Origin of the sequence: uncultured Holdemanella sp. (assembly GCF_934754935.1) — a bacterium.
Classification (GTDB): Bacteria; Bacillota_I; Bacilli_A; order Erysipelotrichales; family Erysipelotrichaceae; genus Holdemanella.
In genome coordinates, this window is record NZ_CAKVJB010000005.1 from 14,367 (window position 1) to 41,168 (window position 26,802).

General features: G+C 31.8%; 28 protein-coding genes and 1 other annotated feature. Of the genes, 25 read left to right on the forward strand and 3 right to left on the reverse strand.

Features of this window, described 5'->3' with window-relative positions; all coding sequences use genetic code 11:
• The first annotated feature begins 112 nt into the window (after nucleotides 1-112).
• From Q0E86_RS02140 to Q0E86_RS02240, 21 genes are all read left to right on the forward strand, one after another.
• Nucleotides 113-637: a peptidoglycan bridge formation glycyltransferase FemA/FemB family protein gene (locus tag Q0E86_RS02140; RefSeq protein ID WP_295754297.1), complete on the forward strand. Its 525-nt coding sequence runs from the start codon at nucleotides 113-115 to the stop codon at nucleotides 635-637.
• Nucleotides 618-1,121, forward strand: coding sequence for a peptidoglycan bridge formation glycyltransferase FemA/FemB family protein (locus Q0E86_RS02145; protein WP_295754298.1), 504 nt, complete (start codon nucleotides 618-620; stop codon nucleotides 1,119-1,121). The genes Q0E86_RS02140 and Q0E86_RS02145 overlap by 20 nt, the downstream gene beginning before the upstream one ends.
• Before the next feature lie 99 nt (nucleotides 1,122-1,220).
• Nucleotides 1,221-1,355, forward strand: a complete 135-nt coding sequence (gene rpmH / locus Q0E86_RS02150; RefSeq protein ID WP_003865695.1) for a 50S ribosomal protein L34 — start codon at nucleotides 1,221-1,223, stop codon at nucleotides 1,353-1,355.
• Between the two features lie 44 nt (nucleotides 1,356-1,399).
• Complete coding sequence (gene rnpA / locus Q0E86_RS02155) at nucleotides 1,400-1,741, forward strand: ribonuclease P protein component (protein ID WP_118325504.1); 342 nt, start codon at nucleotides 1,400-1,402, stop codon at nucleotides 1,739-1,741.
• 11 nt (nucleotides 1,742-1,752) lie between these two features.
• Nucleotides 1,753-2,745: a YidC/Oxa1 family membrane protein insertase gene (locus Q0E86_RS02160; protein WP_295754299.1), complete on the forward strand. Its 993-nt coding sequence runs from the start codon at nucleotides 1,753-1,755 to the stop codon at nucleotides 2,743-2,745.
• 9 nt (nucleotides 2,746-2,754) lie between these two features.
• Nucleotides 2,755-3,381 carry a Jag N-terminal domain-containing protein gene (locus Q0E86_RS02165; RefSeq protein ID WP_295754300.1) on the forward strand — a complete coding sequence of 209 codons (627 nt, stop codon included), beginning with the start codon at nucleotides 2,755-2,757 and terminating at the stop codon, nucleotides 3,379-3,381.
• A gap of 40 nt (nucleotides 3,382-3,421) precedes the next feature.
• Complete coding sequence (pth, locus tag Q0E86_RS02170) at nucleotides 3,422-3,982, forward strand: aminoacyl-tRNA hydrolase (protein ID WP_295754301.1); 561 nt, start codon at nucleotides 3,422-3,424, stop codon at nucleotides 3,980-3,982.
• A 3-nt stretch (nucleotides 3,983-3,985) separates the two neighbouring features.
• The gene (mfd, locus tag Q0E86_RS02175; RefSeq protein WP_367117373.1) at nucleotides 3,986-7,381 is read left to right on the forward strand and encodes a transcription-repair coupling factor; all 3,396 of its coding nucleotides are present in this window, start codon (nucleotides 3,986-3,988) and stop codon (nucleotides 7,379-7,381) included.
• The gene (locus Q0E86_RS02180; RefSeq protein WP_003865701.1) at nucleotides 7,381-7,650 is read left to right on the forward strand and encodes an RNA-binding S4 domain-containing protein; all 270 of its coding nucleotides are present in this window, start codon (nucleotides 7,381-7,383) and stop codon (nucleotides 7,648-7,650) included. The genes mfd and Q0E86_RS02180 overlap by 1 nt, the downstream gene beginning before the upstream one ends.
• Nucleotides 7,637-8,056 carry a (deoxy)nucleoside triphosphate pyrophosphohydrolase gene (locus Q0E86_RS02185; protein ID WP_295754302.1) on the forward strand — a complete coding sequence of 140 codons (420 nt, stop codon included), beginning with the start codon at nucleotides 7,637-7,639 and terminating at the stop codon, nucleotides 8,054-8,056. The genes Q0E86_RS02180 and Q0E86_RS02185 overlap by 14 nt, the downstream gene beginning before the upstream one ends.
• Nucleotides 8,023-9,222, forward strand: coding sequence for an HD domain-containing protein (locus tag Q0E86_RS02190; RefSeq protein ID WP_295754303.1), 1,200 nt, complete (start codon nucleotides 8,023-8,025; stop codon nucleotides 9,220-9,222). The genes Q0E86_RS02185 and Q0E86_RS02190 overlap by 34 nt, the downstream gene beginning before the upstream one ends.
• Before the next feature lie 168 nt (nucleotides 9,223-9,390).
• Entirely contained in the window at nucleotides 9,391-9,777 is a 387-nt protein-coding gene (locus Q0E86_RS02195; protein ID WP_295754304.1) for a DUF1934 family protein, read from the forward strand.
• Complete coding sequence (gene argS / locus Q0E86_RS02200; RefSeq protein ID WP_295754305.1) at nucleotides 9,764-11,398, forward strand: arginine--tRNA ligase; 1,635 nt, start codon at nucleotides 9,764-9,766, stop codon at nucleotides 11,396-11,398. The genes Q0E86_RS02195 and argS overlap by 14 nt, the downstream gene beginning before the upstream one ends.
• 25 nt (nucleotides 11,399-11,423) lie before the next feature.
• Nucleotides 11,424-11,768, forward strand: coding sequence for a DNA-directed RNA polymerase subunit delta (gene rpoE, locus Q0E86_RS02205; RefSeq protein ID WP_288518974.1), 345 nt, complete (start codon nucleotides 11,424-11,426; stop codon nucleotides 11,766-11,768).
• Between the two features lie 143 nt (nucleotides 11,769-11,911).
• Nucleotides 11,912-12,742 (forward strand): ABC transporter permease, encoded by an 831-nt coding sequence (locus Q0E86_RS02210; protein WP_295754306.1) that lies wholly within the window; start codon nucleotides 11,912-11,914, stop codon nucleotides 12,740-12,742.
• 10 nt (nucleotides 12,743-12,752) lie between these two features.
• Complete coding sequence (locus Q0E86_RS02215; protein ID WP_288536646.1) at nucleotides 12,753-13,571, forward strand: ABC transporter ATP-binding protein; 819 nt, start codon at nucleotides 12,753-12,755, stop codon at nucleotides 13,569-13,571.
• Nucleotides 13,572-13,651: 80 nt separating this feature from the next.
• Entirely contained in the window at nucleotides 13,652-14,038 is a 387-nt protein-coding gene (gene tagD, locus Q0E86_RS02220; protein WP_040466417.1) for a glycerol-3-phosphate cytidylyltransferase, read from the forward strand.
• 1 nt (nucleotide 14,039) lies between these two features.
• Nucleotides 14,040-16,277: a CDP-glycerol:glycerophosphate glycerophosphotransferase gene (locus Q0E86_RS02225; RefSeq protein ID WP_295754307.1), complete on the forward strand. Its 2,238-nt coding sequence runs from the start codon at nucleotides 14,040-14,042 to the stop codon at nucleotides 16,275-16,277.
• 16 nt (nucleotides 16,278-16,293) lie between these two features.
• Nucleotides 16,294-17,499: a CDP-glycerol glycerophosphotransferase family protein gene (locus Q0E86_RS02230; protein WP_295754309.1), complete on the forward strand. Its 1,206-nt coding sequence runs from the start codon at nucleotides 16,294-16,296 to the stop codon at nucleotides 17,497-17,499.
• A gap of 1 nt (nucleotide 17,500) precedes the next feature.
• Nucleotides 17,501-18,565, forward strand: a complete 1,065-nt coding sequence (locus tag Q0E86_RS02235; RefSeq protein WP_295754310.1) for a CDP-glycerol glycerophosphotransferase family protein — start codon at nucleotides 17,501-17,503, stop codon at nucleotides 18,563-18,565.
• Nucleotides 18,566-18,647: 82 nt separating this feature from the next.
• Nucleotides 18,648-18,888, forward strand: a binding site (T-box leader).
• A 55-nt stretch (nucleotides 18,889-18,943) separates the two neighbouring features.
• Nucleotides 18,944-20,137 carry a hypothetical protein gene (locus tag Q0E86_RS02240; protein ID WP_295754311.1) on the forward strand — a complete coding sequence of 398 codons (1,194 nt, stop codon included), beginning with the start codon at nucleotides 18,944-18,946 and terminating at the stop codon, nucleotides 20,135-20,137.
• A gap of 9 nt (nucleotides 20,138-20,146) precedes the next feature.
• On the opposite strand, the gene Q0E86_RS02245 is transcribed toward Q0E86_RS02240, so the two are convergent.
• The gene (locus tag Q0E86_RS02245) at nucleotides 20,147-20,791 is read right to left on the reverse strand and encodes a GTP pyrophosphokinase family protein (protein ID WP_295754312.1); all 645 of its coding nucleotides are present in this window, start codon (nucleotides 20,789-20,791) and stop codon (nucleotides 20,147-20,149) included.
• A gap of 2 nt (nucleotides 20,792-20,793) precedes the next feature.
• Entirely contained in the window at nucleotides 20,794-21,381 is a 588-nt protein-coding gene (locus Q0E86_RS02250) for a DUF4230 domain-containing protein (RefSeq protein ID WP_295754313.1), read from the reverse strand.
• A 136-nt stretch (nucleotides 21,382-21,517) separates the two neighbouring features.
• Between Q0E86_RS02250 and rsmG the strand changes: the two genes are divergently transcribed.
• From rsmG to glmS, 4 genes are all read left to right on the forward strand, one after another.
• On the forward strand, nucleotides 21,518-22,219 hold the full coding sequence (gene rsmG / locus Q0E86_RS02255; RefSeq protein ID WP_288536633.1) for a 16S rRNA (guanine(527)-N(7))-methyltransferase RsmG: 702 nt from the start codon (nucleotides 21,518-21,520) through the stop codon (nucleotides 22,217-22,219).
• A 2-nt stretch (nucleotides 22,220-22,221) separates the two neighbouring features.
• Nucleotides 22,222-22,998 carry a ParA family protein gene (locus tag Q0E86_RS02260; RefSeq protein ID WP_118010585.1) on the forward strand — a complete coding sequence of 259 codons (777 nt, stop codon included), beginning with the start codon at nucleotides 22,222-22,224 and terminating at the stop codon, nucleotides 22,996-22,998.
• A gap of 3 nt (nucleotides 22,999-23,001) precedes the next feature.
• Entirely contained in the window at nucleotides 23,002-23,880 is an 879-nt protein-coding gene (locus tag Q0E86_RS02265) for a ParB/RepB/Spo0J family partition protein (protein ID WP_295754315.1), read from the forward strand.
• 240 nt (nucleotides 23,881-24,120) lie between these two features.
• On the forward strand, nucleotides 24,121-25,926 hold the full coding sequence (glmS, locus tag Q0E86_RS02270) for a glutamine--fructose-6-phosphate transaminase (isomerizing) (protein WP_295754316.1): 1,806 nt from the start codon (nucleotides 24,121-24,123) through the stop codon (nucleotides 25,924-25,926).
• Here the strand turns inward: glmS and Q0E86_RS02275 are convergent, their stop codons facing one another.
• Nucleotides 25,927-26,448 (reverse strand): DUF5662 family protein, encoded by a 522-nt coding sequence (locus tag Q0E86_RS02275; protein WP_295754317.1) that lies wholly within the window; start codon nucleotides 26,446-26,448, stop codon nucleotides 25,927-25,929.
• Nucleotides 26,449-26,802 lie beyond the last annotated feature (354 nt).

Genomic DNA, 26,802 nt, shown 5'->3' on the forward strand with positions numbered 1-26,802 from the left:
TATGCAAGGTCTAGAACCATGCTGAAAGCTTTGCGATGCTCCATTTCTCGCATTTTGAGAAAGAGAATCTCGTCATTTTAATGATGAGAGTACGTCAACTAGAGGTCCAATCATGGATTATAAGGATAAAGAGCTTGTTCAATATTATTTTGATCAATTAAAAAAGTTAGCTAAAAAAGATCATTGTATCTTCATTAAATTTGATCCAGCTGTTCATGTTAATGATTATGATTCAAAATCATATAATATAAATAGATATAAGGAAACAGAATTATATTTAGATACATTTAAAAGCTGTAAAGCTATTCATAAAGGATATACGACAAGTATTGCGGATACAGTGCAGCCAAGATTTCAATCGAACGTATATTCATATGAAAATATAGACGAAACATTGCCAAAACATACGAAACGTTTAATAAAGGATGCAGACCGTAGAAATGTTCAAATTATTCATGGACAAGGTGAATTACTAGATGAATTTAGCCGACTTGTAGAATTGGCGAAATCAAGAAAAGGAGTTGCGCTAAGAGATAAAGGCTATTTTAAGACGTTGTTAGAAAATTATCCTGAAGGAGGCGTTATCTTCTTAGCTACATGTAATGTATATAAATTAAATGAAGATGCAAATAAATGAAGATGCAAAAATAAAAAAGGGAAAACTTGAAAAGGAAATTGCTCAAACTTGTGGAAATGCAAAAAAGAAATTGCATCGTTTAGAAGATCAATTGCGAAGTGTAGATAAAGATATAAAAGAATTTAAAGAAATATTTTCAGAATTTGGGCAAGAAGATCAAGACATTGCAATTGCAGGAATACTTAGTATTCAATATGGAAATACTTGTGAAATGTTATATGCAGGAATGGATGAAAGATTTAAAAAGTTCATGCCACAATATAAAGAATATGTTGAAAACTTTAAATGGGCATTTGAAAGAGGATGTCAATGGAGTAATATGGGTGGCGTAGAAGGAACTTTGGATGATGGATTAACAAAATTCAAAGACAATTTCAATCCAACAATAAATGAATTTATTGGTGAATTTGATATACCAATTTATCCAATCATGTATCGTTTAACACAAAAAGCATATAAAATATTGAAAAGTAAGCATATGTGATAATTATTTTATTGACAATCATTTTATTTTATGTTTATAATGTTTGAGCAATCTTATTTGAAAATTTAGAAGAAGAAAAGACTGAGAGGTGTAATCAAGATGAAAAGAACATATCAGCCAAGTAAGAGAAAACACCAAAAAGTTCATGGTTTCCGTGCTCGTATGGCAACTGTTGGTGGACGTAACGTTCTTTCTAGAAGAAGAGCGAAAGGCAGAAAGGTTTTATCCGCATAGAAATCACCTGCTAGGTGATTTTTTTGTCTGGATAGGGAAATGACATGAAAAAAGAGTTTCGTGTATTAAAAAACTATGAGTTTTCTTCCATCATCCAGAATCGACAATTTGTTAAGTCGTCGTCATTTGTTTGTTATTTTCAAAAACGAAAATTGGACCATGCAAGAGTCGGAATCAGTGTTGGCAAAAAATTAGGAAATGCGGTTTGTCGAAATAAAGTAAAAAGACAACTTCGTAGTATTGTAGATGACGTATTTACCTTTGAAGAGGGATATGATGTTATTATTATAGTTCGACCTGCCTACGCGAATAAATCGTTTGAAGAAAATAAAAATGAAATGAAAGAAAATCAAAATCGGATAAATAAAAGATTTTTGAAAAAGTAGAGGAATAAAAAATGAAACAATTTTTGCAGAAAAAAGCAAAATTGGTCTTTCTATGTATGTTGGTATTATTAACATGTACGGCTTGTGCAAATCCAAGAGGTAGAGATGGAAAAACATTAGCAGACCAAATTATTGCAAGTGAAGAGACAACAATTGATGCAAGCAAAATCAATTACAAAGACATTTCTGATAAAGAATTAAAGAAAGAAATTAAAAAGAATATTAAAGATGGACAATATACAATTCAACCAACAACTTTTAAAGATTCTATGTCAAAAGGATGGTTTGAAGGTTTAATTGTTTGGCCAATCGCACAAATTATCAACTTAATTTCTTCAAAGACAGATGCAGGTGTAGGTATTATTTTAACTACATTGTTGATTCAGATGTTAGTATTTGTATTTACACGTAAATCACAAATGTCTACACAAAGAATGCAGGAAATTCAACCTGAAATTCAAAAAATCCAAAATAAATATAAAGATAAAACAGATGAGCGTTCTAAAATGCAGATGGCTCAGGAAATGCAAAATTTTTATCAAAAATATGATATTCATCCATTTGGTTCAATGTTGATTACTTTCATTCAGTTACCAATCATGATGGGTATGTATTATGCGACAATGCGTTCTGTAAGCGTTGTGAGCGGAAGCTTTATGGGTATTTCTTTAGCGGGTACTCCACTTGATGGATTTAAAGCTTTAGATATCGCATATATCGCAATTTATGTATTAATGGTTATTTTCTATATTGTTTCAATGAAATTACCTCAATGGTTGAAGAAATGGCAAGATAAGAAAGATAACGTTAAAGTTAAAAAATATGCACAAGAAGAAACAAATCCAATGGCTAACAGTATGAATATGTCAGTGTACTTCATGACAGCTATGATTTGTGTTATGTATATTTCATGGCCAATGGCAATGTCATTCTATTGGTTAGTATCAAGTGTAATTCGTGTATGTCAATCATTGATCCTACACCAAGTTATGAATAAAAAGTAGGTAATACATATGGAATTCGAAAAATTTACTGGGAAAACTTTAGATGAAGCTTTAAACTCTGCATGTAACGCAAAGGGATGCACAAAAGAAGAACTTCATTATGAAGTTACAGAAGAAAAAAGTGGTTTTTTAGGAATTGGAAAAACAATTGAAATTGAAGTATATTGCCAAAAAGATATTGAAGATTTCATTAAATCATATATTCAAACCTATTTTGACAATGCAGAATTAGATGGAACTGTTGAAATTGAAAATGATCATGGTTTCTATCGCATTACTGTAAATACAAAGAACAATGCGATTATGATTGGTAAAGCTGGTAAGTCTTTACAAGCATTCAATCGTTTGGTAAAAGCAGCCGTTAGTGCAGCATTCAAAAAACGTGTTGGCCTATTAATCGATGTAAATGGTTATAAGGAAGAAAGATACGAAAAAATTTGTAAAATGGCAGTTCGCGTCGCAAAAGATGTGCGTCGTACAAAAGTAGATGCCGTATTAGATCCAATGCCAGCCGATGAAAGAAAGGCAATTCACAATGCTTTAGCAGGAATGAATGATATTTCTACTAAGAGTGAAGGTGAAGGCGAAGGACGTCGTTTACACATTTTATATACACCAGGAAAAGATGAAGAATAACGGGATTATCCCGTTATTTTTTTGAAGGAGGATTTTTTTCATGAAAATTATTATCGGATTAGGAAATATCGGAAGAGAATACGAAAATACACGTCATAATGCAGGATTTATGGCCATCGATAAATTGGCACAAATGCTAGAAATGGATTTTAATCAGGAAAAGTTTTCAGCTTATTTTGCGAAAAAGAAAATTGATGGAGAAGATATTATTTTATTAAAACCAACCACATATATGAATAATAGTGGTATTGCTCTAAGACAATGCATGGATTTCTATAAAGTATCATCAGAAGATATTCTTGTGTTATATGATGATATGGATATGCCTGTTGGAAAACTTCGTTTGCGCCAAAAAGGCAGTGCCGGAGGCCATAATGGAATCAAAAGTATAATTTCTCATATTGGTACGCAAGAATTTGATCGTATTCGCATAGGTATTGGAAAAGATAAATTGATTCCCGTTGTAGATTGGGTATTAGGAAAATTTCCTCAAGAACAACAAGATGATTTAAACCATGCTTTAGAGCAGGCCGCAAAAGCAGCTAAATTTTCAATTAAACACTCTTTTAGTGATACGATGAATAGGTATAATAAAAAGTAGAAGGTGATATTCTTGAAAGAGACAATATTAAATAAACTACAAGACAATCCTATCGTTCAACAAATGCTTCAATTTGGAAATAATATAGGAAACTTACTTCCAAACGAAGAAGCATTGTGTTTAGCTAGTGCGTTTATGCAAGATAAACAAACAAGGATTGTAGTTAAAAAGAATCGCTATGAAGCGCAACAACTCTATCAAAGATTGAAGCCACTTATTGATGATACATTATTATTTGTGATGGAAGAATCTTTACGAGTTCAAGCCATTGCTTCAAGTCCAGAAGATAAACAAGAACAACTCTATGTATTAACACAGCTGGTAAAAGAAGATAAGCCACGTATTATTATATGTAATACGGCGGCCTTTTTCCGTTATTTACCCGATAAAGAATTATTTAGAAGTCTTTGTTTCAAATTTGAAGTCGATCAAGAAATCACAATGACTGAATTGAAACAAAAACTAAATCGAGCAGGATATACCAAAGTAAATTATGTAGATCGTCCATGCACATACGCAAGTCGTGGTGGGATTGTGGATGTATATTGTCTTGAATATGACCATCCGATTCGTATTGAATTTTTTGATACAGTCATTGAATCCATCCGAATCTTTCATGAAGAGACACAAAGAACCATTGAAACAATTGATTCTGTATTTATTAATCCAGCTACAGATTTATTATTTACAGATGATCAGATTGAGTTTCTACAAAATGAAATTGATTCTGAACTAGAAAAACAACATGAAAAACTCATTCAAGATGATTATGATTTCTTATTGGATTATATTGAAAAAGATAAAATTGCTTTAGAAAATTATGATATAGATCCGCATTTATATATTTATTTTAGTTATTTAAAGGCAAACCAATTTATGGATTATGTGAGTGGTCATATTATTTTTTCAAGTCAGGAAGAAGTAGAAAATGGATATAAAAAATTAAATGAAGAAACCATTTCATTCATACAAGAAATGGTTGAATCCCATCAATACTTACCTTCATATAGTATGTTTCATGATGTATTCACATTTGAAAAAGAACATAACATTCAGATGTTCCATGATTTCATGGATTTTAAAAATCCAATTTTTTCAAAAATAGAGACACTTGAAAAATCAGATCAGCCATTGATTCAAATTTTAGAGAATTTAAAAGGAAATACAATCTATATTTCATTGGACAAAGAGCATACTAAGAAGGTGGAAGAAGCTTTAAAAGCGTATTCGATTCATAGGAATATCACATTTATAGAAGATGATTTTTATGAAGGCTTCATGTATGAAGATATTTCTGTGTATACCCAGCAAGAATTATTTCACCGTCCAAGCCAGATCAAAAGGTATCAGAAAACATTTAAACAAGGACAAGTTTTACAAAATATTCTTGAACTAGAACCAAACGATTATGTTGTGCATGAACAATATGGTATTGGTCAATATGTTGGAATCACAACAAGAAAGATAAAAGGAAAAACCTTAGATTATTTGCATGTTATATATAATGGTGGAGACGAACTATTTGTACCACTATCACAATTTCAGCTTGTAAGAAAATATGTATCTAAAGAAGGGGTAGGTATAAAGCTATCTCAATTAGGCTCAAATAAGTGGAAAAAAACAAAAGAAAAAGTTTCTAAAAAGGTTGAAGAAATTGCAGCTCGTTTGGTTGAATTATATGCGAAACGAAATGAAGATATTGGATTTGCGTTTAGTAAAGATGATGATCTACAAAAAGAATTTGAGGATGCCTTTGAATATGAGGCAACGCCAGATCAAATAAGAGCAACCGAAGAAATTAAAAGAGAAATGGAAAAACCAAAACCAATGGATCATTTACTTTGTGGAGATGTTGGATTTGGAAAAACTGAAGTTGCGATGCGTGCAGCATTCAAGGCAATTTCCAACAACAAACAAGTGGCATTATTATGTCCAACAACCATTTTATCTATGCAGCACTACCAAACATTTGTTAAAAGATTTGAAAATGTGGGAGCTAATATTCGTGTTGTGAATCGTTTTGTAGCGACAAAAGAAATAAGTAAGATAAAAAAAGAATTAGCCGAAGGCCAAGTAGATATTATTATTGGTACTCATAAATTGTTGAATAAATCTTTCCAATATAAAAATCTCGGTCTATTGATTATTGATGAAGAACAACGTTTTGGTGTAGAACATAAAGAAAGAATTAAAGAGATGAAAAATGCGATCGACGTTTTATCTTTAAGTGCAACACCTATACCAAGAACTCTACAGATGTCTTTGATTGGAGTACGTACAATTTCACAATTAAATACACCTCCTTTGCATCGTCATCCGATTCAAACGTATGTGATGGAAAATCGAAAAAGCGTTGTCAAAGAAATTATTCAAAGAGAATTATCACGTGGAGGACAAGTATTCTATTTATACAATCATGTTTCAAACATCTATTCTGTAGCTAAAAATATTCAAAGTATGTTTCCGGACGCAAAAGTGGCCGTAGCGCATGGTCGTATGGAAAAAAATGATATTGAACAAACTATGATTGATTTTGAGCAAGAGAAATATCAAATTTTAGTATGCACGACAATTATTGAAACAGGACTCGATATTGCGAATGCGAACACAATGATTATTGATGATGCGGATCGTTTTGGATTATCGCAATTGTATCAGATACGAGGTCGTGTAGGTCGTCGTGAAAAAATCGCATATTGTTATTTATTAGTGCAGCCACAAAAAGAATTAACAGAGCAAGCCCATAAAAGATTAAAAGCTATCAAAGAATTTACATCTTTAGGTAGTGGTTATAAAGTAGCTATGCGAGATTTAACGATTCGTGGAGCTGGAGATATGCTTGGTCCTCAACAAGCTGGATTTATTGACGATGTTGGTTTGGATTTATATCTTGAAATGTTGGCAAGTGCCATTAAAGAAAAACAAGGTAAGCCAATCGAAAAAAAGAAAAATGATAAAGTAGCTCAAGTGCAATTATCGGGATATATACCTGAAAAATTCACGGATAATGATGGAGATAAATTAGAAATTTATCAACATATCAAAAAAACAGAGAGTCTTGCTGAATTGATTGAATATGAAAAGCGTGTGGAAGACTTATTTGGACATATTCCAAATGAAGTAAAACAATTGTTTGAACAGAAAAAATTGGATTTCTTTGTGAATCGAGAAGGTGTTGAATCATTAAAAGAAACAGAAGATGTTGTTACTATCACTATGAGTAAAGAATGGTCAAAGAATTGTGATGGTGTAAAACTATTTGGGGCCATCAATGACATTAGTCGAAAGATCAATTTGAAATTAGAAGATGGAAAAATTAAAATTATGATTTCAAAACGCTTGAAGAAACATATTGAATTGATGATGCAGGTGATTGATAAATTAGAAGGAGAATTTTGATGCGATTAGATAAATATTTAAAAACAGCAAGAATCTTAAAAAGAAGAGAAGCCGCTAAAGAACTAGCGTTACAAGGTCGTATTTGGGTAAATGATCGAGTGGCTAAACCAAGTACAGAATTAAAAATTGGGGATACGATTCGTATTCGTTTTGGAGCAAGATTGCTTGAAATTCGTGTACTAGATATTCAAAAACAAGTTTCTAAACAAAACGCACAATTATTGTTTGAAATCATTCATGAAGAAAGAATTGAAGATGAACAAGCTTAATGTTGTGTGTGGAGCTCTTATCGTAAATGGAAAAGTCATGATTGCACAAAGAAATTATGGTTCGAGCAAAGGTTTCTTTGAGTTTCCTGGTGGAAAAGTTGAAGAAAATGAGACAAAAGAAGAAGCTTTGATTCGTGAATGGAAAGAAGAATGTGATATCGATATTTATAATGTTCAATATTTAGCTAACAGTATTGATTATCAAGATGGATATGAAATTCACTTAACTTGTTTCACATGTACTTCTAATGAAAAACCAACAAAATTAAGTGTGCATTCACAATATATTTGGACAACTCCAGATCATATATATGACTATAACTTCTTTAAATCTGATAAAATGCTTGTAGAAGCATTAAAGGAGGTATGGCCATGTTTGATAAAACCAACGAAACTAAAGTATTAAGAGATCCTGTACATGGATATATTCATGTGAAATATCAAGTGATATGGGATTGTATCAACGCAAAGGAATTTCAAAGATTACATCGCATTCATCAATTAGGTGGAGATTTTCAAATCTATCATACGGCAGAGCATTCGCGTTTTTCACATAGTCTAGGTGTATATGAAATCACTAGACGAATGTGTGAAGAAGTGGATTCAATCACAGCCTCTCTAAGTGAATATGAAAAAATTCAAGTTTTATGTGCTGCTTTGTTGCATGATTTGGGCCATGGTCCTTTTTCACATTTTTTTGAAACACTTCATAAGAAGCATCACGAACAAATGACTTGTGATTTGATTTTGGATCCAAAAACAGAAATTCATAAGGTACTTATTAAAGAGGATGCTTCACTTCCACAAAATATTGTATTGATTTTAACACATAAACATCCCAAACCAATGATGCATCAAATGATCAGCTCACAATTGGATGCGGATCGCATGGATTATCTTTTAAGAGATGCATATGAAACGGGTACAAGCTATGGTACTTTTGATTTAGAAAGAATTTTGCGTACTTTGCGTGTAAAAAATGATTCATTGTGTGTGAAGATGAGTGGTATGCACAGTATTGAAGACTATATTATGGCAAGATATCATATGTATTGGCAGGTTTACTTACATCCAGATGCGAAATCATATGAAATTATGATTCAACAATTTTTTAAACGATACGCAACAATTCGAAATATCGATGTGTTTGAACCATTAATGAATGGAGAATTATCGAATAACGACTTTTATTTAATGGATGAACACCGTATGTTTTATGGCTTTCAACAAGCGTTAGAGAGTGAAGATGAAATTTTAAAAGATTTCGCAGATCGTATTTTAAATCGGCATCTATTTGAATGGATTGAAGATCCAAGTGATCCACAGATGCAAGATATCAAACAGAAGCTTGTTGAATCTGGATATGATTTAGATTATTACTATTATGAAGCAATTTCACATTCTAAGGCGTATTTACCATATACAGAAAATGATGAAAATCAAATCATTTGGATGTTAGATTCTAAAAATGAATTGGTGTCTTTATCAAGTTGTTCACAGATTGTTAAGGCATTGTTGAAGATGAAAAATCAAACGAATAAACGAATTTATTTTCCAAAAGAAATACTATAAAACGAGCGGTAACATGTGTGGTGTTACCGTTTTCACTTGTGAAAAATTGAGGTAATTATATAAAAAAATATGAATTTTAGATTAAAATGGTCATATTTTAATTAAATTGTTACGTTTTTTAATAAATTTTCTTGCAAAAAAATCAGAGTGTGATATTATGCACTAGCTATGACAAATCAGGTACATTTATTTGATAAAATTTCAAATCAAACATTATATAAAGGAGAGGCTATAATTGACTTTTGTGCGAACGAAGGCCTTCTAGTTTCTTTTAGTAATGATACACATCGATTTGAATGGAAAATATGGAAAAATGGATTAGTGATCCGTAGTGAATCTGAGGTTCTTGTGAATTTGACACTTCGTTTGAATAGTCAAACAAAGGGGCATATTGAAACAGAATTTGGGCAAATAGATTTGGATTGTCATACAAGTCATTATGATGTGGATGAAAATCATATAGAAGTAAAATACAGTCTTATACAGGGAAATGAAGAACAAAAATTTCACTTTGTACTATATATAAATAAGGAGGATACATATGCAGTCAATTGAAGTTGAATTAAAGCAGGCCATTCAAAGTGCGGTTAAAAAAGCATTTGATTTAGATTTAGATGTTCAAAACATTGTTGTTGAAACACCAAAAAACAAAGATCATGGTGATTTTTCAAGTAACGTTGCGATGCAGTTAACTCGTCAATTACATCAAAATCCAAGAATGATTGCGCAAAGTTTATTAGATGCATTCTCATTAGAAATGGTTTCTAATATTGAAATTGCAGGACCTGGTTTCTTGAACTTTACATTATCTAAAGATCGTTTTAGTACAGTAATTTCAGATGTATTAGCACAAAAGGAAAATTATGGTCAACAACCAGCGAATGGAATTAAAGTAGATCTAGAATATGTAAGTGCAAACCCAACCGGATCATTACACTTAGGACATGCTCGTGGAGCTGCTTGGGGAGATAGTTGTGCACGTATCATGAAAAAAGCGGGATATGATGTAACTCGTGAATATTATGTAAATGATGCGGGTAATCAAATCACAAACTTGGCACTATCTTTAAATGCTCGTTATCGTCAAGCACAAGGAATTCCAACAGAAATTGGTCAAGATGGTTACATGGGTAAGGATGTTGAAGAAAAAGGATATGAATTGGCGAAAGAATATCCTGAAACATACTTAGAACCTACAGAAGAGAATTTGAAATTCTTCAGAAAAGAAGGAATTAAATTTGAATTAGATAAAATTAGAAAAGATTTAGATCGTTATCGTGTACATTTTGATGTTTGGTCAAGTGAACAAAGTATTCGTGATGCAGGTAAAGTAGAGGCTGCCATCAATGAATTAAATGAAAAGGGCTATGTATATGAAAAAGATGGCGCTTTATGGTTTGAAACAACAAAATTTGGGGATGATAAAGATCGTGTTTTAAGAAAACAAGATGGATCATTAACATATTTAGTTCCAGACATTGCTTATCATAATGATAAATGTCAACGTGGATTTGATATGTTGGTTGACTTTTTTGGAGCTGACCACCATGGATATATTCCTCGTTTAAAAGCAAGTATGACAGCTTTAGGAAACGATGCAGACAAATTACATGTAGATATTATTCAGATGGTTCGTTTAGTATCAAACGGTGAAGAAATGAAAATGTCAAAACGTTTAGGAAATGCGACAACAATTAATGAGTTGTGCGACAAAGTAGGCGTTGATGCAGCTCGTTATTTCTTCGTACAACGTGCATTAGATTCACATTTAGATTTCGATATTGAATTGGCAACTAAGAAATCGAATGAAAACCCAGTTTACTATGCACAATATGCACATGCTCGTATGTGTTCAATCCAAAAACAGGCTCAAGATATTGAATTAGCAACATCATTTGAAGATTTAACAAATGAAAAAGAAATTGAATTGATGAAGTCTTTACAAGAATTCAATAAAGTTATTGTAGAAACAGCACAATCTCGTCAAGTTCATAAAATGTGTCATTATATTCAAAATTTAGCTAGTAAGTTTCACAGCTTCTATAATGTATGTAAGGTTGTAGATCGTGATAACTTAGAATTAAGTTCACAACGCCTTGCCTTAGTAAAGGCAACTCAAATTGTTTTAGCTAACGCATTAGAATGTATTGGTGTTGAAGCAGTTGAATCAATGTAAGTATTAAGAGGAGTTTTATAGTATTATGAAAAAGTCTATGATTGAAGTAGCATATCAAGTATTGACCAACAACAAGGGTTCTATGCCATTTGTTGATCTTTGGAAAGATGTAAGTCAAGAAATGGGATTTACTCAAACACAGTTTGAAGATAATATCGCACAATTTTATACAGATTTATCTTTAGACGGCCGTTTCTTGAATATGTCACAAAATACTTGGGATTTACGTTCACGTCACACGTATTCAGAAAGTGTAATGGATACGGATTCTATCGCAATCGACGAGGATGATGAGGAAGAAGAAGAATCAGAAATCGTTGAAGATGGATTAGACGAAGTAGAAAAAGAAATGGAAGAAGAAAACGAATAAAACGCATCCTTTTTCACAATAAATTCACATTGAATTGTTAGAATTGAAGTGGAAAGGAGAAGGAATGCAAGAAAATCTGCTTCATGCAGATTTTTTTTCTATGAAAAATATGATAACCTAGAAGTTGTTAAGGAGAAATTTATATGTTTAAAAGCATTTCATACGTTATAAAAGAAAATTGTTCAAATTTCTATCGTATTTTCTGTATCGCAAAATATGAATTGTTGTCAGATATGCGCGATTCTAAATTTGGTATTTTTTGGAACTTTGCATCTCCAGCCATTCAAGTATTCACATATTGGTTAGTCTTTGGGATTGCTTGGGGAAGAAAAGCACAAACATACAGAGGTATTACCGTCGAATATTTACCATGGCTTGTTGTAGCATTTAGTGTATGGTGGTATATTCGTCCATGCATTGTAGATGGATGTTCTGCCGTATTTTCAAAGACTAATGTCATCACAAGAATGAAGTTTCCAGTATCGGTTTTACCGGCAACCGTTTGTTTAAGAGAATTATTCAATCACTTTGTGATGTTGATTATCACATTTGTTACTTTGATTTTAAGTGGATGGTATCCAAATTTAAATTGGCTTTGGATTTTATATTATATGTTCTGCGCATTTATGCTTGGAGAAGCTATTTCACTCGTATTATCTGTACTTACAATGTTATGGCGTGATGTAAAGAAATTTATTTCTTCAATCATGCGTATGTTGATGTACTTCTCTCCTATTTTATGGGATTGTCATTTTAAAGCCGATGTTCCATTCGCAAGTATTTTAAATAAACTTGTGAAGGTAAATCCAATCTATTATATTATTCAAGGATATAGAGATGCCGTTTTCTATGGAAGAAACGCATTTGATCATCCTGCTATTACACTTTATTTTTGGTGTCTAGTTTTCTTGATTTTTGCGTTAGGATGCTATTTGATGTACACCTTCAAAAAGAAATTCATCGATATGATTTAAGGAGGTTTTTATGTCTAAAGAAGAATATGCTGTTGAAGTCGAAAATATTTCAAAAATCTATACTTTAAGAAATAAAAACAATCAATATAAAACAGATAAGAAGGAATTCTATGCATTAAAAGATGTTTCTTTTAAAATAAAAAAAGGCGATGTAGTTGGAATTCTTGGAACGAATGGTTCTGGTAAATCTACATTATCTTTATTATTATCAGGTATTTCTGAAATCAATAGTGGAACCATGAAAATTAATGGAGAACAAGCATTGATTGCCATTAATACGGGGTTGAATCAACAATTGACAGGGCTTGAAAACATTAATGTCAAAGGTGCATTGATGGGGCTTAGAAAAAAAAGAATTCAAGAAATCACAAACGATGTTATTGATTTTGCAGAATTAGGAGATTTCTTATATCAGCCTGTCAAAAAATATTCATCAGGTATGAAATCTCGTTTAGGATTTTCTATCTCACTTGCCTTAAATCCAGATATTTTTATTGTCGATGAAGCATTAAGTGTTGGAGATAAAGGTTTTGCGAAGAAATGCATGAAGCGCATGATGAAATTAAGAGATGAAGAAGGAAAAACAATCTTCTTTATTTCTCATTCATTAAGCCAAGTCCGTGAATTTTGTAAAACTGGAATGTGGATCGAAGGTGGTCAGCTTGTCGAAATGGGTGACATTAATAAAGTTTGTGATGACTATTCAGCTTATGTAGATAAGTTAGAGGCGATGAGTAAAAAGGAAAAGAAAAAATTCTTAGATGAAAAATTCGAAAAGCGTTTACTTCCAAAAAAAGAAAAAAAGGGGATCGCAAAACTATTTGGTTAATAAAGGAGTTTATGTGACTCCTTTTCAATTTGTCAAAAATAGTTTACAATTACAGTGTTTATATAGGGAGGTTTATACTCATGAAAACAGTAATAACATATGGAACTTTTGATTTATTTCATGTAGGCCATTTAAATTTATTGCGCCGCGCAAAAGAATTAGGGGATTATTTGATTGTTGCGGTAAGTAGTGATGAGTTTAATTTGGGTAAAAATAAAGTGTGTAAAATTAAAGACACAGATCGTATGAAGATTGTAGAAGCAATTAAATATGTAGACAAGGTAATCCCAGAAACAAGTTGGGAACAAAAAATTGAAGATGTTAAAAAATATAATGTAGATGTGTTTGTTATGGGCGATGATTGGAAGGGAAAATTTGATTTCTTAAAAGATTATTGTGAAGTCGTTTACTTACCTAGAACAGAAGGTATTAGTACAACACAATTAAAAGAGGAATTGAAGGGTTAATATGCGTACTATCAGTATTATCCTTCCTTTTTTTAGGTACAAGCATTATTTTAAAGAATGTCTACAAAATTTAGCAGAAAGCACATTTAAAGATTTTGAATTAATTGTCGTTTTAGATCATCCAACTGAAGATATAGATGATTTATTAGAACAATATAATTCTATTTTTGATATGAAAGTATACACATTACCTGAAGGAGTAACAGGAGTTGCAGCTTGTCGAAATGTTGGTATTCAAGAAGCTAAAGGAGCCTATCTTTACTTTTTGGATAGTGACGATTATGTTTTGGAAGATACTCTACAAAATATGATCAAGGCAATGGATCATGATGTGGATATGGTCTACGGTATGATTAATCATACTTGGAATAATAAGGCAAATTACCTTCATAAAATTGAAAATAAAGAAGTGGATGAAGAGGATCAAGAAGAAAGAGAACAACAACGTCTAAATAGACTTTCTGATTTTATTTCATTTTCGTCTTATGAAAAAGATGAACAGCAAGCTAAAGCTATTTTTTATACAATGGACAATCGAAAAGGAATTCGTACCTTTACAGTGTTAGGTAACTTGTATAATCGTGATTTTGTGGTTCGCAATAACTTAAAATTTAATGAGAACTTTAGATATTATTGTGATATGACATTCATGTGTCCATTATTAGAAAAACTGACTTCCGCTTTACAAGTAGAAGAAGCCATCTATGTGAAACGTAAACATAATGATCCTATTAATGAACCAGCATTGAGTCAGGAAGAAAATGAAAATCGTTTTAATGAAAGATGCGATGCGGTTGAATATACACGTACTTTATTGAAAGAAGAAGGCGTTGTACGTTTCTGCTTAGATCGTAAAATTGTATCGTATTTTGTTTCTCAAATGGCAAAGAAGATTCGTCGTAGTCAAGATGATTTATGGCGTACTGAATACTTCGAACGAATCGCAAAAACTATCGATGGTATTCGTCCTGAAGTTATGAATCGATATAAGCGTAATTCTAAAAAAATGGTAGCTTATCTACAAAATCGTGACTTAAAGGGTGTCCAAAGTTGTGTACGAAGAAAACTAGGGGTTAAAAAATTCTTTAGAGTCTTCAAAAATAGGAATGTGCTATTTAAATTAGCTTATTATCATATCTATTCAAAGAAACCGATTCAGGAAAACACAATTTTATTTGAAACATTTATGGCTAAAAATTACTCAGACAGCCCTAAATATATATATGAATATATTGCTAAGAATTATCCAGGCAAATATAAATGTGTATGGGCTTTGAATGATGGGCATGAAGTTCCTTATGGAGCAGAAGTTGTAAAGCGTTTCTCTTTTAAATATGCTTATTATTTAGCCGTCAGCAAATATTTTGTGTTTAATGTTAGACAACCATTATGGTATCGCAAAAGAGAAGGACAAGTATTTGTTGAGACTTGGCATGGTACACCATTAAAACGTCTTGTGTTCGATCAAGAAGAAGTAACTTCGGCATCACCAAAATATAAACAGCAATTCTATCGTCAAAGACAAGAATGGGATTATTTAGTAAGTGCCAATCCATTTAGTACGAAAACATTTAGAAGTTGTTTTATGTATGAAGGTAAGATGCTTGAATATGGATATCCAAGAAATGACATTTTATATTGGCCAAACAAAGATCAAATTGCCAAAGACTTAAGAAAAAAGCTTGGTATTCCAGAAGATAAGAAAACTATTTTATATGCACCAACATGGCGTGATGATGAGCATTATGGAAAAGGTGAATATAAATTCACATTGGCTTTAGATTTAAAGTTAATGATGGAAAAATTATCTGATGAATATGTTGTTTTATTAAGAACACACCATTATATTGCGGATAACATTGATACAACAGGGCTTGAAGGTTTTGTGTATAACTTAAGTAAGTATGATGATATTAGTGAGATTTATTTGATTAGTGATATTTGTATCACAGACTATTCAAGTGTATTCTTTGATTTTGCGAACTTGAAACGACCAGTACTATTCTATACATATGATATTGAAAAGTATAAAAATCAATTACGAGGATTCTATATTGATATGAATACGGAGGTTCCAGGTCCACTATTATATACAAGCGAAGAAGTTGTGAATGCGATTTTGAATATTGATCAAATCAATGAAGAATATAAAGAACGTTATGAAGAATTCTATAAACGTTTCTGTTGTTATGACGATGGAAATGCGTCAAAGCATATTGTAGAGGAAGTATTTAAGTAAAAAGGAGGGGATAGCCATGCTTATAAAACTTTTAAGACCGATTAAAAAGTTAGCGGGAAAGTGTATTCGCTTGGCATATAAGTTAACATATCGCTTATTTAAAGTGGATGAAAAACTTGTCATATTTATATCTTTTCATGGTCGTGGCTATTCTGATAATCCTAAAGCTATTTATGAACAAATGAAACAAGATCCACGATTTGATGGATATCGTTTTATTTGGTTTATAAAAAATCATAAAGAAAAGAATATTCATATTGAAGGAGCTGAAATAAAGGAGTATTTCAGCATTCCTTATTTCTATTATTTGTCCAAGGCAAAATTATGGGTTGTCAATTGTAAACTTCCTACATACATCTTTAAAAAAGAGAATCAGGTTTATCTACAAACATGGCATGGAACTCCGTTAAAACGATTAGCTCACGATATTGATGTAAGTGAAGATACAACGTTCTATCGATCTGGAGTTAGTTATGAACAGATGTGTCATTCCTACGATGTAGATGTCGCAAGATACAATTATATGATCAGTCCTAATGCATTTTGTACCCGTGTATTTCAAACATCTTTTAAAATCAATAGAGAAAGACTGATTGAAACAGGTTATCCTAGAAATGACTTTATTTCAAATGCCACAAAAGAAGAGTGTGATACGATCAAGAAGAAGTATCATTTGCCTATGGATAAAAAAATTGTATTGTATGCACCGACATGGAGAGACAATTCTTATGTTTCTGCTGGTTATACTTTTGAATTGAAGGCAAACTTTAGAAAATGGAAAGAAATTTTAGGCAAAGATACAATTGTTGTATTTAAACCACACTATTTAATTATTAATACATTTAAAGATGATCCTGAATTAGATGGATTCTTGTATTCGATTCCTGCACAAGCAGAAATCAATGAATTATATGTAATTAGTGATATTTTAATTACTGACTATTCAAGTGTTTTCTTTGATTATGCGATATTAAAAAGACCTATCTATTTCTATATGTATGATTTAAAAGAATATGCGACTGACTTAAGAGGATTCTATTTAGATATTCATAAGGATATTCCAGGTGAAATCTATATGGATGAAGAAACAATGTTGAAAGATATTAAAAACGAAGTATATGACTATTCTAAATTGAATGAGTTTAATCAATATTTTAATAATCATGAAGATGGAAAGGCATCTAAAAGAGTTGTAGATATTTTATACAAGGCGGTGCACTAAAATGGGATTAAGTAAGATAATCTTAAATATTGCTTTGAAAATTGTAGATCTTTTAACTTTTTATATTCATCCAAAGAAAAATCGCATTACTTTTATCAGTTTAACTCAAAGTGAATTATCGTCTGATTTTAAATTGATTGATAAAAAATTACGTCATGAGAATAAATACGATATTCATTATATTTTATTGATGTTTGAAAAGAATTTATGGGGTGATTTTAAATACTTTTTGAATTGCTTAAAACAACTTGTTGAAATAAAAAAATCAAGTCTAGTAATTTTAAATGACAATAACTATGTGATTAGTCATATGAAGCCTAAAAATGTTAAGGTACTACAAATTTGGCATGCGTGCGGTGCTGTCAAGAAATTTGGAAATCAAATTAAAAGGCAATATCCTGTACGAAACTATGACTATGTTTTATGTAATGCGGAATATTGGAAAGAACCTTATTCCCAAGCTTTTCATGTAGAAAAAGATCAAGTTTTGGTAACGGGAATGCCTAGAATTGATACATTATTAAACATGAATGAAAAAGACAAATTCTATTTAAGATATCCTGAATTGAAGGATAAAAAGTTATGTTTATATGCACCTACTTTTAGAGGAAATATTATTGATGGCTTTAAGATCCAGTCTTTTGATTTCACAAAAATAAAAGATTATATTGTCCTATATAAGTTTCATCCATTACTTGGAGATATTCAGTGCAAGGGTGGAATCAATATGAATAAGGAAGATTTATATACCCTGATGCAAGTGAGTGATTGTTTAATATCGGATTATTCAAGTGTAATATTTGATTATTCTTTATTAAACAAACCAATGATTAGCTATATTCCGGATATTGATGAATACAAACAAGATATAGGATTGAATATTGATTTTAATGATTTTCCTGGTCCAATATGCACAGATGAGAATCAATTAAAGGAAGCTTTGAAATTTGAAGATTATGATTATGATAAGTTATCTTATTTTCAAATGAAGTATATGGTATATACAGATGGTAAAAATACAAGTCGAGTTGTAGATACAATCCATCAAATTATGGAAGAGGTATAATCCTCTTTCTTTTTGTTTACAAATTAATGTAAAAATATTTCAATTAACTATTGAAACAAAATGTAAATTGTAGTATTATACTGTCAACGCATTGATATGGAAGAGTAATTCACTAAGGTTTAGCCTAGAGAGATATTGTTTGGTGGAAAATATTGTAAAGCTAGAGAATGAAAATCACCATGGAGTGGCTATAGCGATAATGTAGTTATAGACGTGAGTCTTACGATATAAAGACTAGATGTGATTGCATCGATGAGGGCATTCGTTAGAATGAATTAGAGTGGTACCGCGGAAGAATAAAAATATTACCTTCCGTCTCTTGTTTATTAAGCAACAAGAGACGGAAGGTTTTTTGTTGCAGAAAAGGAGGATTTGAGAATGAAGAGAAATGAAAACACAAAATTAAATCGTTCCTGGATGGCAGCATTTTCAGTGGCAACAACTGCATTTGCGGCTCATGCAGGCGGAGGCTTTGCGACTGGAAATCAAGAAAACACATGGTTTGTAAGTTTAGGATGGCCAGCTATTGTTGGCGTTGCCGTTGCGATGTTGCTTTTAGCAATGACAATTCGTGAAGGTCAGATTATGATGAATTCACGAGGATTAAAAACATATAAAGAATTATTTGAATGTTTATATCATCCATTTGATAAAGTAGAACTATTATTTGAATTATTCTTTAACATTATGGTTTTAATGGTTGTCGCATCATGTATTTCTGGAGCTGCAAGTGCATTAACACAATATTTTGGATTAAATTACTATTTAGGAACATTTGTGATTGGTCTTGTTGTATTGTTCCTAACAATTTTTGGAGTTGACTTGATTCGTAGAGCAAGCACATATATGGGTATCGTTATCTTAGTTTTAGCTGTTTCTATTTATACAGTTGGATTACTAAATGGACATAACTTATTAGATGTTATGCGTGTTGATTTTTCTGCAAATGGTTGGAGTCAACTTCCAAAAGCAGTTTGGAACGGTGTTACTTATTCAGCTTTCCAATGGGTTACAGTACCTGCTATCTTAGTTTGTGGAACAAGTGTATTAAAGACAAAACAAGATTGTGATCGTTCAATGGCATTAACGTTCACATTAAATATGCTAGGTCTAGGACTTGCGGTATTGATGTTACTTTGTTGGCAACACTATTATTTAACACAGCCAAACGGAACAACTTTACCAACATTAACAACATTAAAATCATTTGGAGCAAACTGGCTTGTAGCACTTTATGGAGTGGTATTATTCTTATGTTTGATCTCAAGTGCAGTTTGTGTCATCTTTGGTTTTGTGAATCGCTTTGAAAATGTGAAATTCCTGCAAAAAGTAGAAAATGTACCTGTACGTAGAGCTTTAGTTTCTGCATTCATCATGGTCGTTTCTATGGGAATCTCATTTGTAGGACTAACAAACGTTGTTAAGTATGGATATGGATATTGTGGATATTTAGGAATTGCCATCATCATCGTTCCATTATTAACAATAGGATTCTATAAGAATCGTAAATTCATGAAAGAAAATTCACAAGAGGCGAAAGTATCTTTTGAAGAAGTGTATGAAGAAAATTAGACGGGAAAATTAATTTCCCGTCTTTATTTCTTGCATTTTTTCATCCAGTGTCTTACAAATCTTCGCACATTCTAATAATTCTTTATCAATTTCATCAAGTCTTTCTTTAGACAAGTTTTTCTTATAGCGAATCTTGTGTTCTAGACTTGCCCAGAAATCCATCGCAATCGTTCTAAATTGTACTTCTACCTTAACCCATTTTTTCTCATCGGATAAAAAGATAGGGATTTCTACAATTAAATGAAGACTACGATATCCATTTTCTTTAGGATTTTGAATGTAATCCTTTTTTTCAATCAATCGAACATCGTCTTGGCTAAGAAAAGAATTGGCCAAAGAATAAATGTCCTCTGTAAAAGAACACACAACACGCACACCGGCAATATCAAACAGATTGTTTTCAATGTTTGATATTGTAAGTGACAAGTTTTTCTTTTGAAGTTTTCTTAAGATACTAGATTGCGATTTAATTCGTGTATGAATCGACTCAATAGGATTACGATCATAAAATAGTGAAAATTGTTCGTTAAGAACTTTAAATTTAGTTTCCACTTCCATTAATGCACAATTGTAGTAGGTCATCATTTGACGATATGGAAGCGTACTTTCTTCTACAAAATCTGTGAATGCATCAACTAATTTTAAATTTGGCATAATTAATCCTTAAATGTTACTTCGATATTATAATCATCTGTATCTGGGATAATGAAAATGATTTGTTTAATACTTTTCTTTGTGTTTTCTTGAGCCGTTTTCATTAATCCTTTTTCTTTTGCCTCAGATAAAGCTTTATCTTTTTGTTCTAGCGCAAAGGCTTTATAGTCACTCACACTAATTGGATTAAATATATTTTTTGTTTCATCATAAACTTCAATACTCGATTCATCAATTACATTCGAAATAACAGCAGGTTTATCAACAGTTACATGAATAGTAGAGTCGTTGATTTCTACATTTGCCTTAGATAAATCAGTTCCTAACTGAATTTCTCCTTCAAATGTTAAGATGAAGTATTTATTTGTCAAAGGGATAGACCATCCATTTAGATTTAATGAATTTTCAAATTTTCCTACTTTCGTATAATGATATTTTGTCGTTACTAAATCACTAGCTTGTTCAATTCGATTTTGAATCAATGTCGATGTGATTTCTGGTTCTGTTTGTTTATTCGCAAAAAACATTCCACCAATAAAGGCAATTAAGATAAATATAAGAATGAATAAAATCTTTTTAAAGTTTTTCATAAGTTACCTCCTCTTTAAAATTGTAACATAAATGAATAAAACTAATAAATTGACATTCATAGTGTCAAATTATTGCGTATAGTAAAAATACGACGTAAACGATTATATGGTATAATGGTTAGCGTGGAGGGTTTTCATGACTAAAGTAGAATTTCAAAAAGCTTGTTTAGAAGCTGGCATCCAATTAAATGAAGAACAAATAAATCAATTTGAAAAATATATGCATCTTCTAGTTGAATGGAATGAGAAGATGAATTTAACGGCAATTACACAGGAAGAAGAAGTGTGGGAGAAACATTTTTATGATTCAATCATGCCTTTTTCAAATATTGATTTTGAAACAATGTGTGATATTGGTTCGGGGGCAGGTTTTCCTGGAATTCCAGTAAAAATTGCGTTTCCACATGTGCATATGACTTTGGTGGAGCCTTTACAAAAGCGTTGTCGTTTTTTAAATGAAGTGAAAACTCAACTAAACTTAGAAAATTTAGATATATTGAATGTTCGAGCTGAAGATTTGGCAAAAGAAAAACGTGAATGTTTTGATGTGGTCAGTGCACGTGCTGTTGCGAAATTATCGATTTTATTAGAACTTTGTGTTCCTTTTGTGAAAATGAATCGTACAATGGTGGCACTAAAAGGAAAAAATGGACATGAAGAATTATTAAATGCGAAAAAGGCAATTGATACATTAGGTGTTGAATTGGTTGATGAAGAAAAATTCATGATTGAAGAGGATGCAACACGTATTAATTTATATTTTAAAAAGGTAAAACATACACCTAGTAAATATCCTAGGGCGTATGGGCAAATCAAGAAAAAACCTTTGGAGGGTTAAGTATGGGAAAAGTAATGGCGATTTCGAATCAAAAAGGTGGAGTTGGAAAAACGACAACTTCTATAAATTTGGCGAGTGGACTTGCACATGTAGGTAAAAAAGTATTATTGATTGATTTCGATTCACAGGGAAATGCTACACAGGGATTGGGTGCGAATCAAAATAATTCACAAGCAACGATTTATTCAGTTTTAATGGAAGGTGTTCCAATACAGCAAGCTATCGTGCCTAAGGTGAATCCTAGAATTGATATTGTACCGGCTAACATTAATTTAGCTGGAGCTGATTTGGATATGGATAAAATGGAATATGGCAAGGAAGAATTGTTGAAAAAGGCAATTGCACCCATTCGAGATCAATATGATTATATTATTATTGATTGTCCACCTTCACTTGGCTTATTAAATACAAACGCATTAACGGCAGCTGACAGTATTTTGATTCCAGTACAATGTGAATATTATGCATTGGAAGGTGTAACGCAATTGTTGATTACAATTCGTCTTGTACAAAGAACAAGTAATCGTAATTTGAAAATCGAAGGAATTTTATTAACGATGTTTGATATTCGTACAAGATTGAGTGTTGATGTATCGCAAGATGTTCGTCAAACATTTGGAAAGCTTGTATATCAAAATTCAATTCCAAGAAATGTAAAATTGTCTGAAGCACCAAGTCGTGGTATATCGATTTTTGAATATGATCCAAAAAGTACAGGTGCCAAGGCATATGCTGGTTTAACTGAAGAAGTACTAAAACGTAATTCAAAGGAGGCATAATTTATGGATAACAAAAATAATGCTCGTTTAGGAAAAGGTTTGTCTAGTATTTTTGGGCAAGATGTTTCCAAGGTATTAGATGATATTCAAAATGGAGATATGGAAGTCGAAAGTCAACAACAGTCAAAGATTCCTGTAAATGAAATTCGTCCAAACCCATATCAGCCTCGTAAAGTATTTGATGATGAAGCATTAAAAGAATTAAGTTCATCCATTAAACAACATGGTGTATTTACGCCTATTCTAGTTAAAAAAAGTATTCAGGGATATGATTTAATTGCCGGTGAAAGAAGACTTAGAGCTTCAAAACTTGCTGGATTAGAGAATATTCCAGCTATCATTGTTGATTTTGATGATCAGGAAATGATGGAAATTGCGTTGTTAGAAAATATTCAACGTGAAGATTTAAATGTAATTGAAGAAGCAAAAGCTTATGAAAAATTGATTCAGCGTTTAGGATATACACAAGAACAATTGGCTCATCGTGTGGGAAAATCACGTGAACATATCACAAACTTATTGCGTCTATTAAAACTTCCTGAAGATGTACAGGAATATGTTGTAAATAAACAATTAAGTATGGGGCATGTTCGTGCTTTGTTGGGTCTTAAAACGGAATCTAGCATGCGTAAGATTGCTAAGCAGGCCATTGATCAAGGGTTGTCTGTGCGTAAAGTAGAACAAATTGTAAAGGATACAAATAATAAAAAAACGGTAGAAAAACCAAAGGAAGATATTTATGTGAAAGCAGCGAAAGAAAAGCTACAAGAATTCTTCCAAACATCTGTATCTATCAGTAAAAATTCAATTTCTATTCATTATGAAAATAAAGAAGACTTAAATCGAATACTAGAATTATTGAATCTAGTTGAAGAAGAATAAGTCTTCTTTTTTTGACATATGTATTATTTTTTGTATAATATTCATTATTCATGGAGTTGTAGTAAAAAAATAGCGCCAGGACTAGAAACTAGTTGACGAGGACCAGACTTATCGAAAGATTCGGCGGGTAGTCTGGAGGTTGATACAACCTTTAACGATGGACAAAACCAATGTGTGAATATTGAACAAAGCCATTTAGTATCCTCCATGAAAATAATATAATAGGAGGATTTTTTTATAATGTGTGGAATCACAGCTTACGCGGGTAAAGAAAATGCTTTACCATTTTTATTGCAGGGGTTAGAAAAACTGGAGTATCGTGGATATGACTCTGCAGGAGTGACATTAGTTTCAAGTCATCATTTAGAAACGTATAAGGCCAAGGGACGCTTAACAAATTTAGAGGAAATATTATCCGAAAAAGAACATCCTGAACATACAGGAATTGGACATACACGTTGGGCAACACATGGTGTTCCAAGTAATATGAATTCACATCCACATACAAATGAGAGTGAGACAATTTCAATTGTACATAATGGAATCATCGAAAACTATGCATCCATCAAAGAATGCTTATTGGAACAGGGATATAAATTTCAATCACAGACAGATAGTGAAGTCATTGTTCATATGTTGGATTATTACTATCAAGGAGATATGATGTATGCCTTAAAGAAATGTGTACAATATCTTCAAGGAAGTTTTGCGTTATGTGTGGTTTGTACAGATTATCCAGACTGCGTATTTGTCGCAAAAAAAGAAAGTCCAATGATTGTTGGAAAAACCGATACGGCTGCTTTTTGTGCAAGTGATATTCCGGCTGTATTAGATTACACAAAGGATATTTGTGCTTTAGAAGATGATCAAATGGCTATTTTGAAACCAGGAAGTATTGAATTGTATGATTTCTTTGGAGATCCAGTAGATATGAAATGGACACATATTTCGTATGATGCGTGTGCAGCTCAAAAAGGTGGATATGATACTTTTATGCAGAAGGAAATGCATGAACAACCATATGTAATCAAAGAAACACTAAGAGCTCATATTGAAAATAATTTGGCAATGCCAGAATTATCGGGTTTAGATGCTTCAAAAATCAATCAAATCTACTTTGTTGCATGCGGAACAGCTTATCATGCTAGTTTATATGCTCAATATTTATTGCGTACATGGATCAATCAACCAATTTACTGCATTAGTGCAAGTGAGTTTAGATATGGAAATTATCGAATTGATGAAAACACTTTATGCATCTTTGTTTCACAATCTGGAGAAACAGCCGATACTTTGGCGGCATTAAAACTTTCAAAAGAAAACAAAGCACAAACATTAGCTGTGACAAATGTATTAGGCTCTAGTCTAGCTCGTTTATCTGATTTTGTATTATATACTTGTGCTGGGCCAGAAATTGCAGTCGCAAGTACGAAGGCATATACAACACAACTTGTGCTGTTGGCATGTTTATGTTTAAAACTTGCAGCATTATGTAATGGGGATGTAGAAAACAAATATAATATGATCGATCAGTTGAAACAAATGCCAGAAGTGGTAGAAGAAATGCTTCAACAAGAAGATAAAATGGCAGAATTTGCAAAACTATTAACGAATCAAAAAGATGCTTACTTTATTGGTAGACAATTGGATTATTTAAGTGTTTTAGAAGGGGCATTAAAACTAAAAGAAGTTTCTTATGTACATGCCGATGCATATATGGCTGGAGAATTAAAACATGGTCCTATCGCATTGATTGAAAAAGATACGGTAGTGATTGCCTTAGCTACGCAGCCTAGTGTTGCACAAAAGACAATTTCAAATATTTTAGAAACAGTGGCTCGTGGGGCAAAAGTTATTTTGATCACTTCAAAAAATCAGAATGCAGATGGCTTTGATTATGTAATTCGCATTCCAGATGTGGATCCACTATTGAGTTGTATTCCAGCAACTGTCTTGTTGCAAGAACTTGCATATTATGTCGCAAAAGAAAAAGGCTGCGATGTTGATAAACCTCGTAACCTTGCGAAAAGTGTAACTGTAGAATAATTATTCTTTAATTTCAGTAATAATGTAGTGAATGGTTTGATCTAAACCATGTTCAGATAAATATTTTAATAAATGATGGATGAGGGCGTCTGTTTCGGGATGAATCAGAATTTTACCTCGTCCATTTTCATAATATTCTAATGCGCTAGAATCCGTATATTTTTCTTTTTGATAGATCATACTTGCGGCGACTCGATCGCAAAACATTTCAATGACATAATTTGTAGGCATTTTACATGCATAAATACCATCTACGCCAAAATCAAGCCAATATTCCCAATGATGTTTGTTTCTTCCTTTGTGGTGTAACCATCCTAAAGAATAGCCTTTCTCTTCTTTTTCAGCATCAATAGGAGAGCGGAATCCTTGGTAGTAATGAAAACCTGTTTTTAATTCGATATAGGAATATTTGCTTAAGTCATGGAGTAATCCTTGTTTATATAAATGACAGCGAAAACATAAGTATGTAACTTTTACTTTGTGTTTATTGATTGTATGTAAATGGGCTAATGCTTTATTCATAACTTCACTTCTTTCTTGATTATTTTAGCATAGAACAAGAAAACCATTCTAGTGTTGGCGTCTAGAATGGCTTCTTTTTGTTTATTATTATTATTTATTAGGAGAGAGATATGAATATTGGTTTATTTCTATATTCATTGCTTTATCTTTAAGGCACTTATAGAATATCATTCCATGTTGTCATAAATTTAGTATAACTTTGGTAAATGTTGTGAAATCAAAATGAATTATGTGAAATTGTAAAGTAAACCATTTTCATAAGTTAGAATAAGTTTTTTCTTGAAATATGAATAAAGGATGATTGGATTTAAAATGAACTAGATTTTCATGATTTACATAAAAATCTAGTGTTTA

Coding starts and splice junctions, on each gene's coding strand:
- Q0E86_RS02140 (WP_295754297.1), top strand. CDS start 113: ATGGATTATAAGGATAAAGAGCTTGTTCAATATTATTTTGATCAATTA.
- Q0E86_RS02145 (WP_295754298.1), top strand. CDS start 618: ATGAAGATGCAAATAAATGAAGATGCAAAAATAAAAAAGGGAAAACTT.
- rpmH (WP_003865695.1), top strand. CDS start 1,221: ATGAAAAGAACATATCAGCCAAGTAAGAGAAAACACCAAAAAGTTCAT.
- rnpA (WP_118325504.1), top strand. CDS start 1,400: ATGAAAAAAGAGTTTCGTGTATTAAAAAACTATGAGTTTTCTTCCATC.
- Q0E86_RS02160 (WP_295754299.1), top strand. CDS start 1,753: ATGAAACAATTTTTGCAGAAAAAAGCAAAATTGGTCTTTCTATGTATG.
- Q0E86_RS02165 (WP_295754300.1), top strand. CDS start 2,755: ATGGAATTCGAAAAATTTACTGGGAAAACTTTAGATGAAGCTTTAAAC.
- pth (WP_295754301.1), top strand. CDS start 3,422: ATGAAAATTATTATCGGATTAGGAAATATCGGAAGAGAATACGAAAAT.
- Q0E86_RS02180 (WP_003865701.1), top strand. CDS start 7,381: ATGCGATTAGATAAATATTTAAAAACAGCAAGAATCTTAAAAAGAAGA.
- Q0E86_RS02185 (WP_295754302.1), top strand. CDS start 7,637: ATGAACAAGCTTAATGTTGTGTGTGGAGCTCTTATCGTAAATGGAAAA.
- Q0E86_RS02190 (WP_295754303.1), top strand. CDS start 8,023: ATGTTTGATAAAACCAACGAAACTAAAGTATTAAGAGATCCTGTACAT.
- Q0E86_RS02195 (WP_295754304.1), top strand. CDS start 9,391: ATGACAAATCAGGTACATTTATTTGATAAAATTTCAAATCAAACATTA.
- argS (WP_295754305.1), top strand. CDS start 9,764: ATGCAGTCAATTGAAGTTGAATTAAAGCAGGCCATTCAAAGTGCGGTT.
- rpoE (WP_288518974.1), top strand. CDS start 11,424: ATGAAAAAGTCTATGATTGAAGTAGCATATCAAGTATTGACCAACAAC.
- Q0E86_RS02210 (WP_295754306.1), top strand. CDS start 11,912: ATGTTTAAAAGCATTTCATACGTTATAAAAGAAAATTGTTCAAATTTC.
- Q0E86_RS02215 (WP_288536646.1), top strand. CDS start 12,753: ATGTCTAAAGAAGAATATGCTGTTGAAGTCGAAAATATTTCAAAAATC.
- tagD (WP_040466417.1), top strand. CDS start 13,652: ATGAAAACAGTAATAACATATGGAACTTTTGATTTATTTCATGTAGGC.
- Q0E86_RS02225 (WP_295754307.1), top strand. CDS start 14,040: ATGCGTACTATCAGTATTATCCTTCCTTTTTTTAGGTACAAGCATTAT.
- Q0E86_RS02230 (WP_295754309.1), top strand. CDS start 16,294: ATGCTTATAAAACTTTTAAGACCGATTAAAAAGTTAGCGGGAAAGTGT.
- Q0E86_RS02235 (WP_295754310.1), top strand. CDS start 17,501: ATGGGATTAAGTAAGATAATCTTAAATATTGCTTTGAAAATTGTAGAT.
- Q0E86_RS02240 (WP_295754311.1), top strand. CDS start 18,944: ATGAAGAGAAATGAAAACACAAAATTAAATCGTTCCTGGATGGCAGCA.
- Q0E86_RS02245 (WP_295754312.1), bottom strand. CDS start 20,791: ATGCCAAATTTAAAATTAGTTGATGCATTCACAGATTTTGTAGAAGAA.
- Q0E86_RS02250 (WP_295754313.1), bottom strand. CDS start 21,381: ATGAAAAACTTTAAAAAGATTTTATTCATTCTTATATTTATCTTAATT.
- rsmG (WP_288536633.1), top strand. CDS start 21,518: ATGACTAAAGTAGAATTTCAAAAAGCTTGTTTAGAAGCTGGCATCCAA.
- Q0E86_RS02260 (WP_118010585.1), top strand. CDS start 22,222: ATGGGAAAAGTAATGGCGATTTCGAATCAAAAAGGTGGAGTTGGAAAA.
- Q0E86_RS02265 (WP_295754315.1), top strand. CDS start 23,002: ATGGATAACAAAAATAATGCTCGTTTAGGAAAAGGTTTGTCTAGTATT.
- glmS (WP_295754316.1), top strand. CDS start 24,121: ATGTGTGGAATCACAGCTTACGCGGGTAAAGAAAATGCTTTACCATTT.
- Q0E86_RS02275 (WP_295754317.1), bottom strand. CDS start 26,448: ATGAATAAAGCATTAGCCCATTTACATACAATCAATAAACACAAAGTA.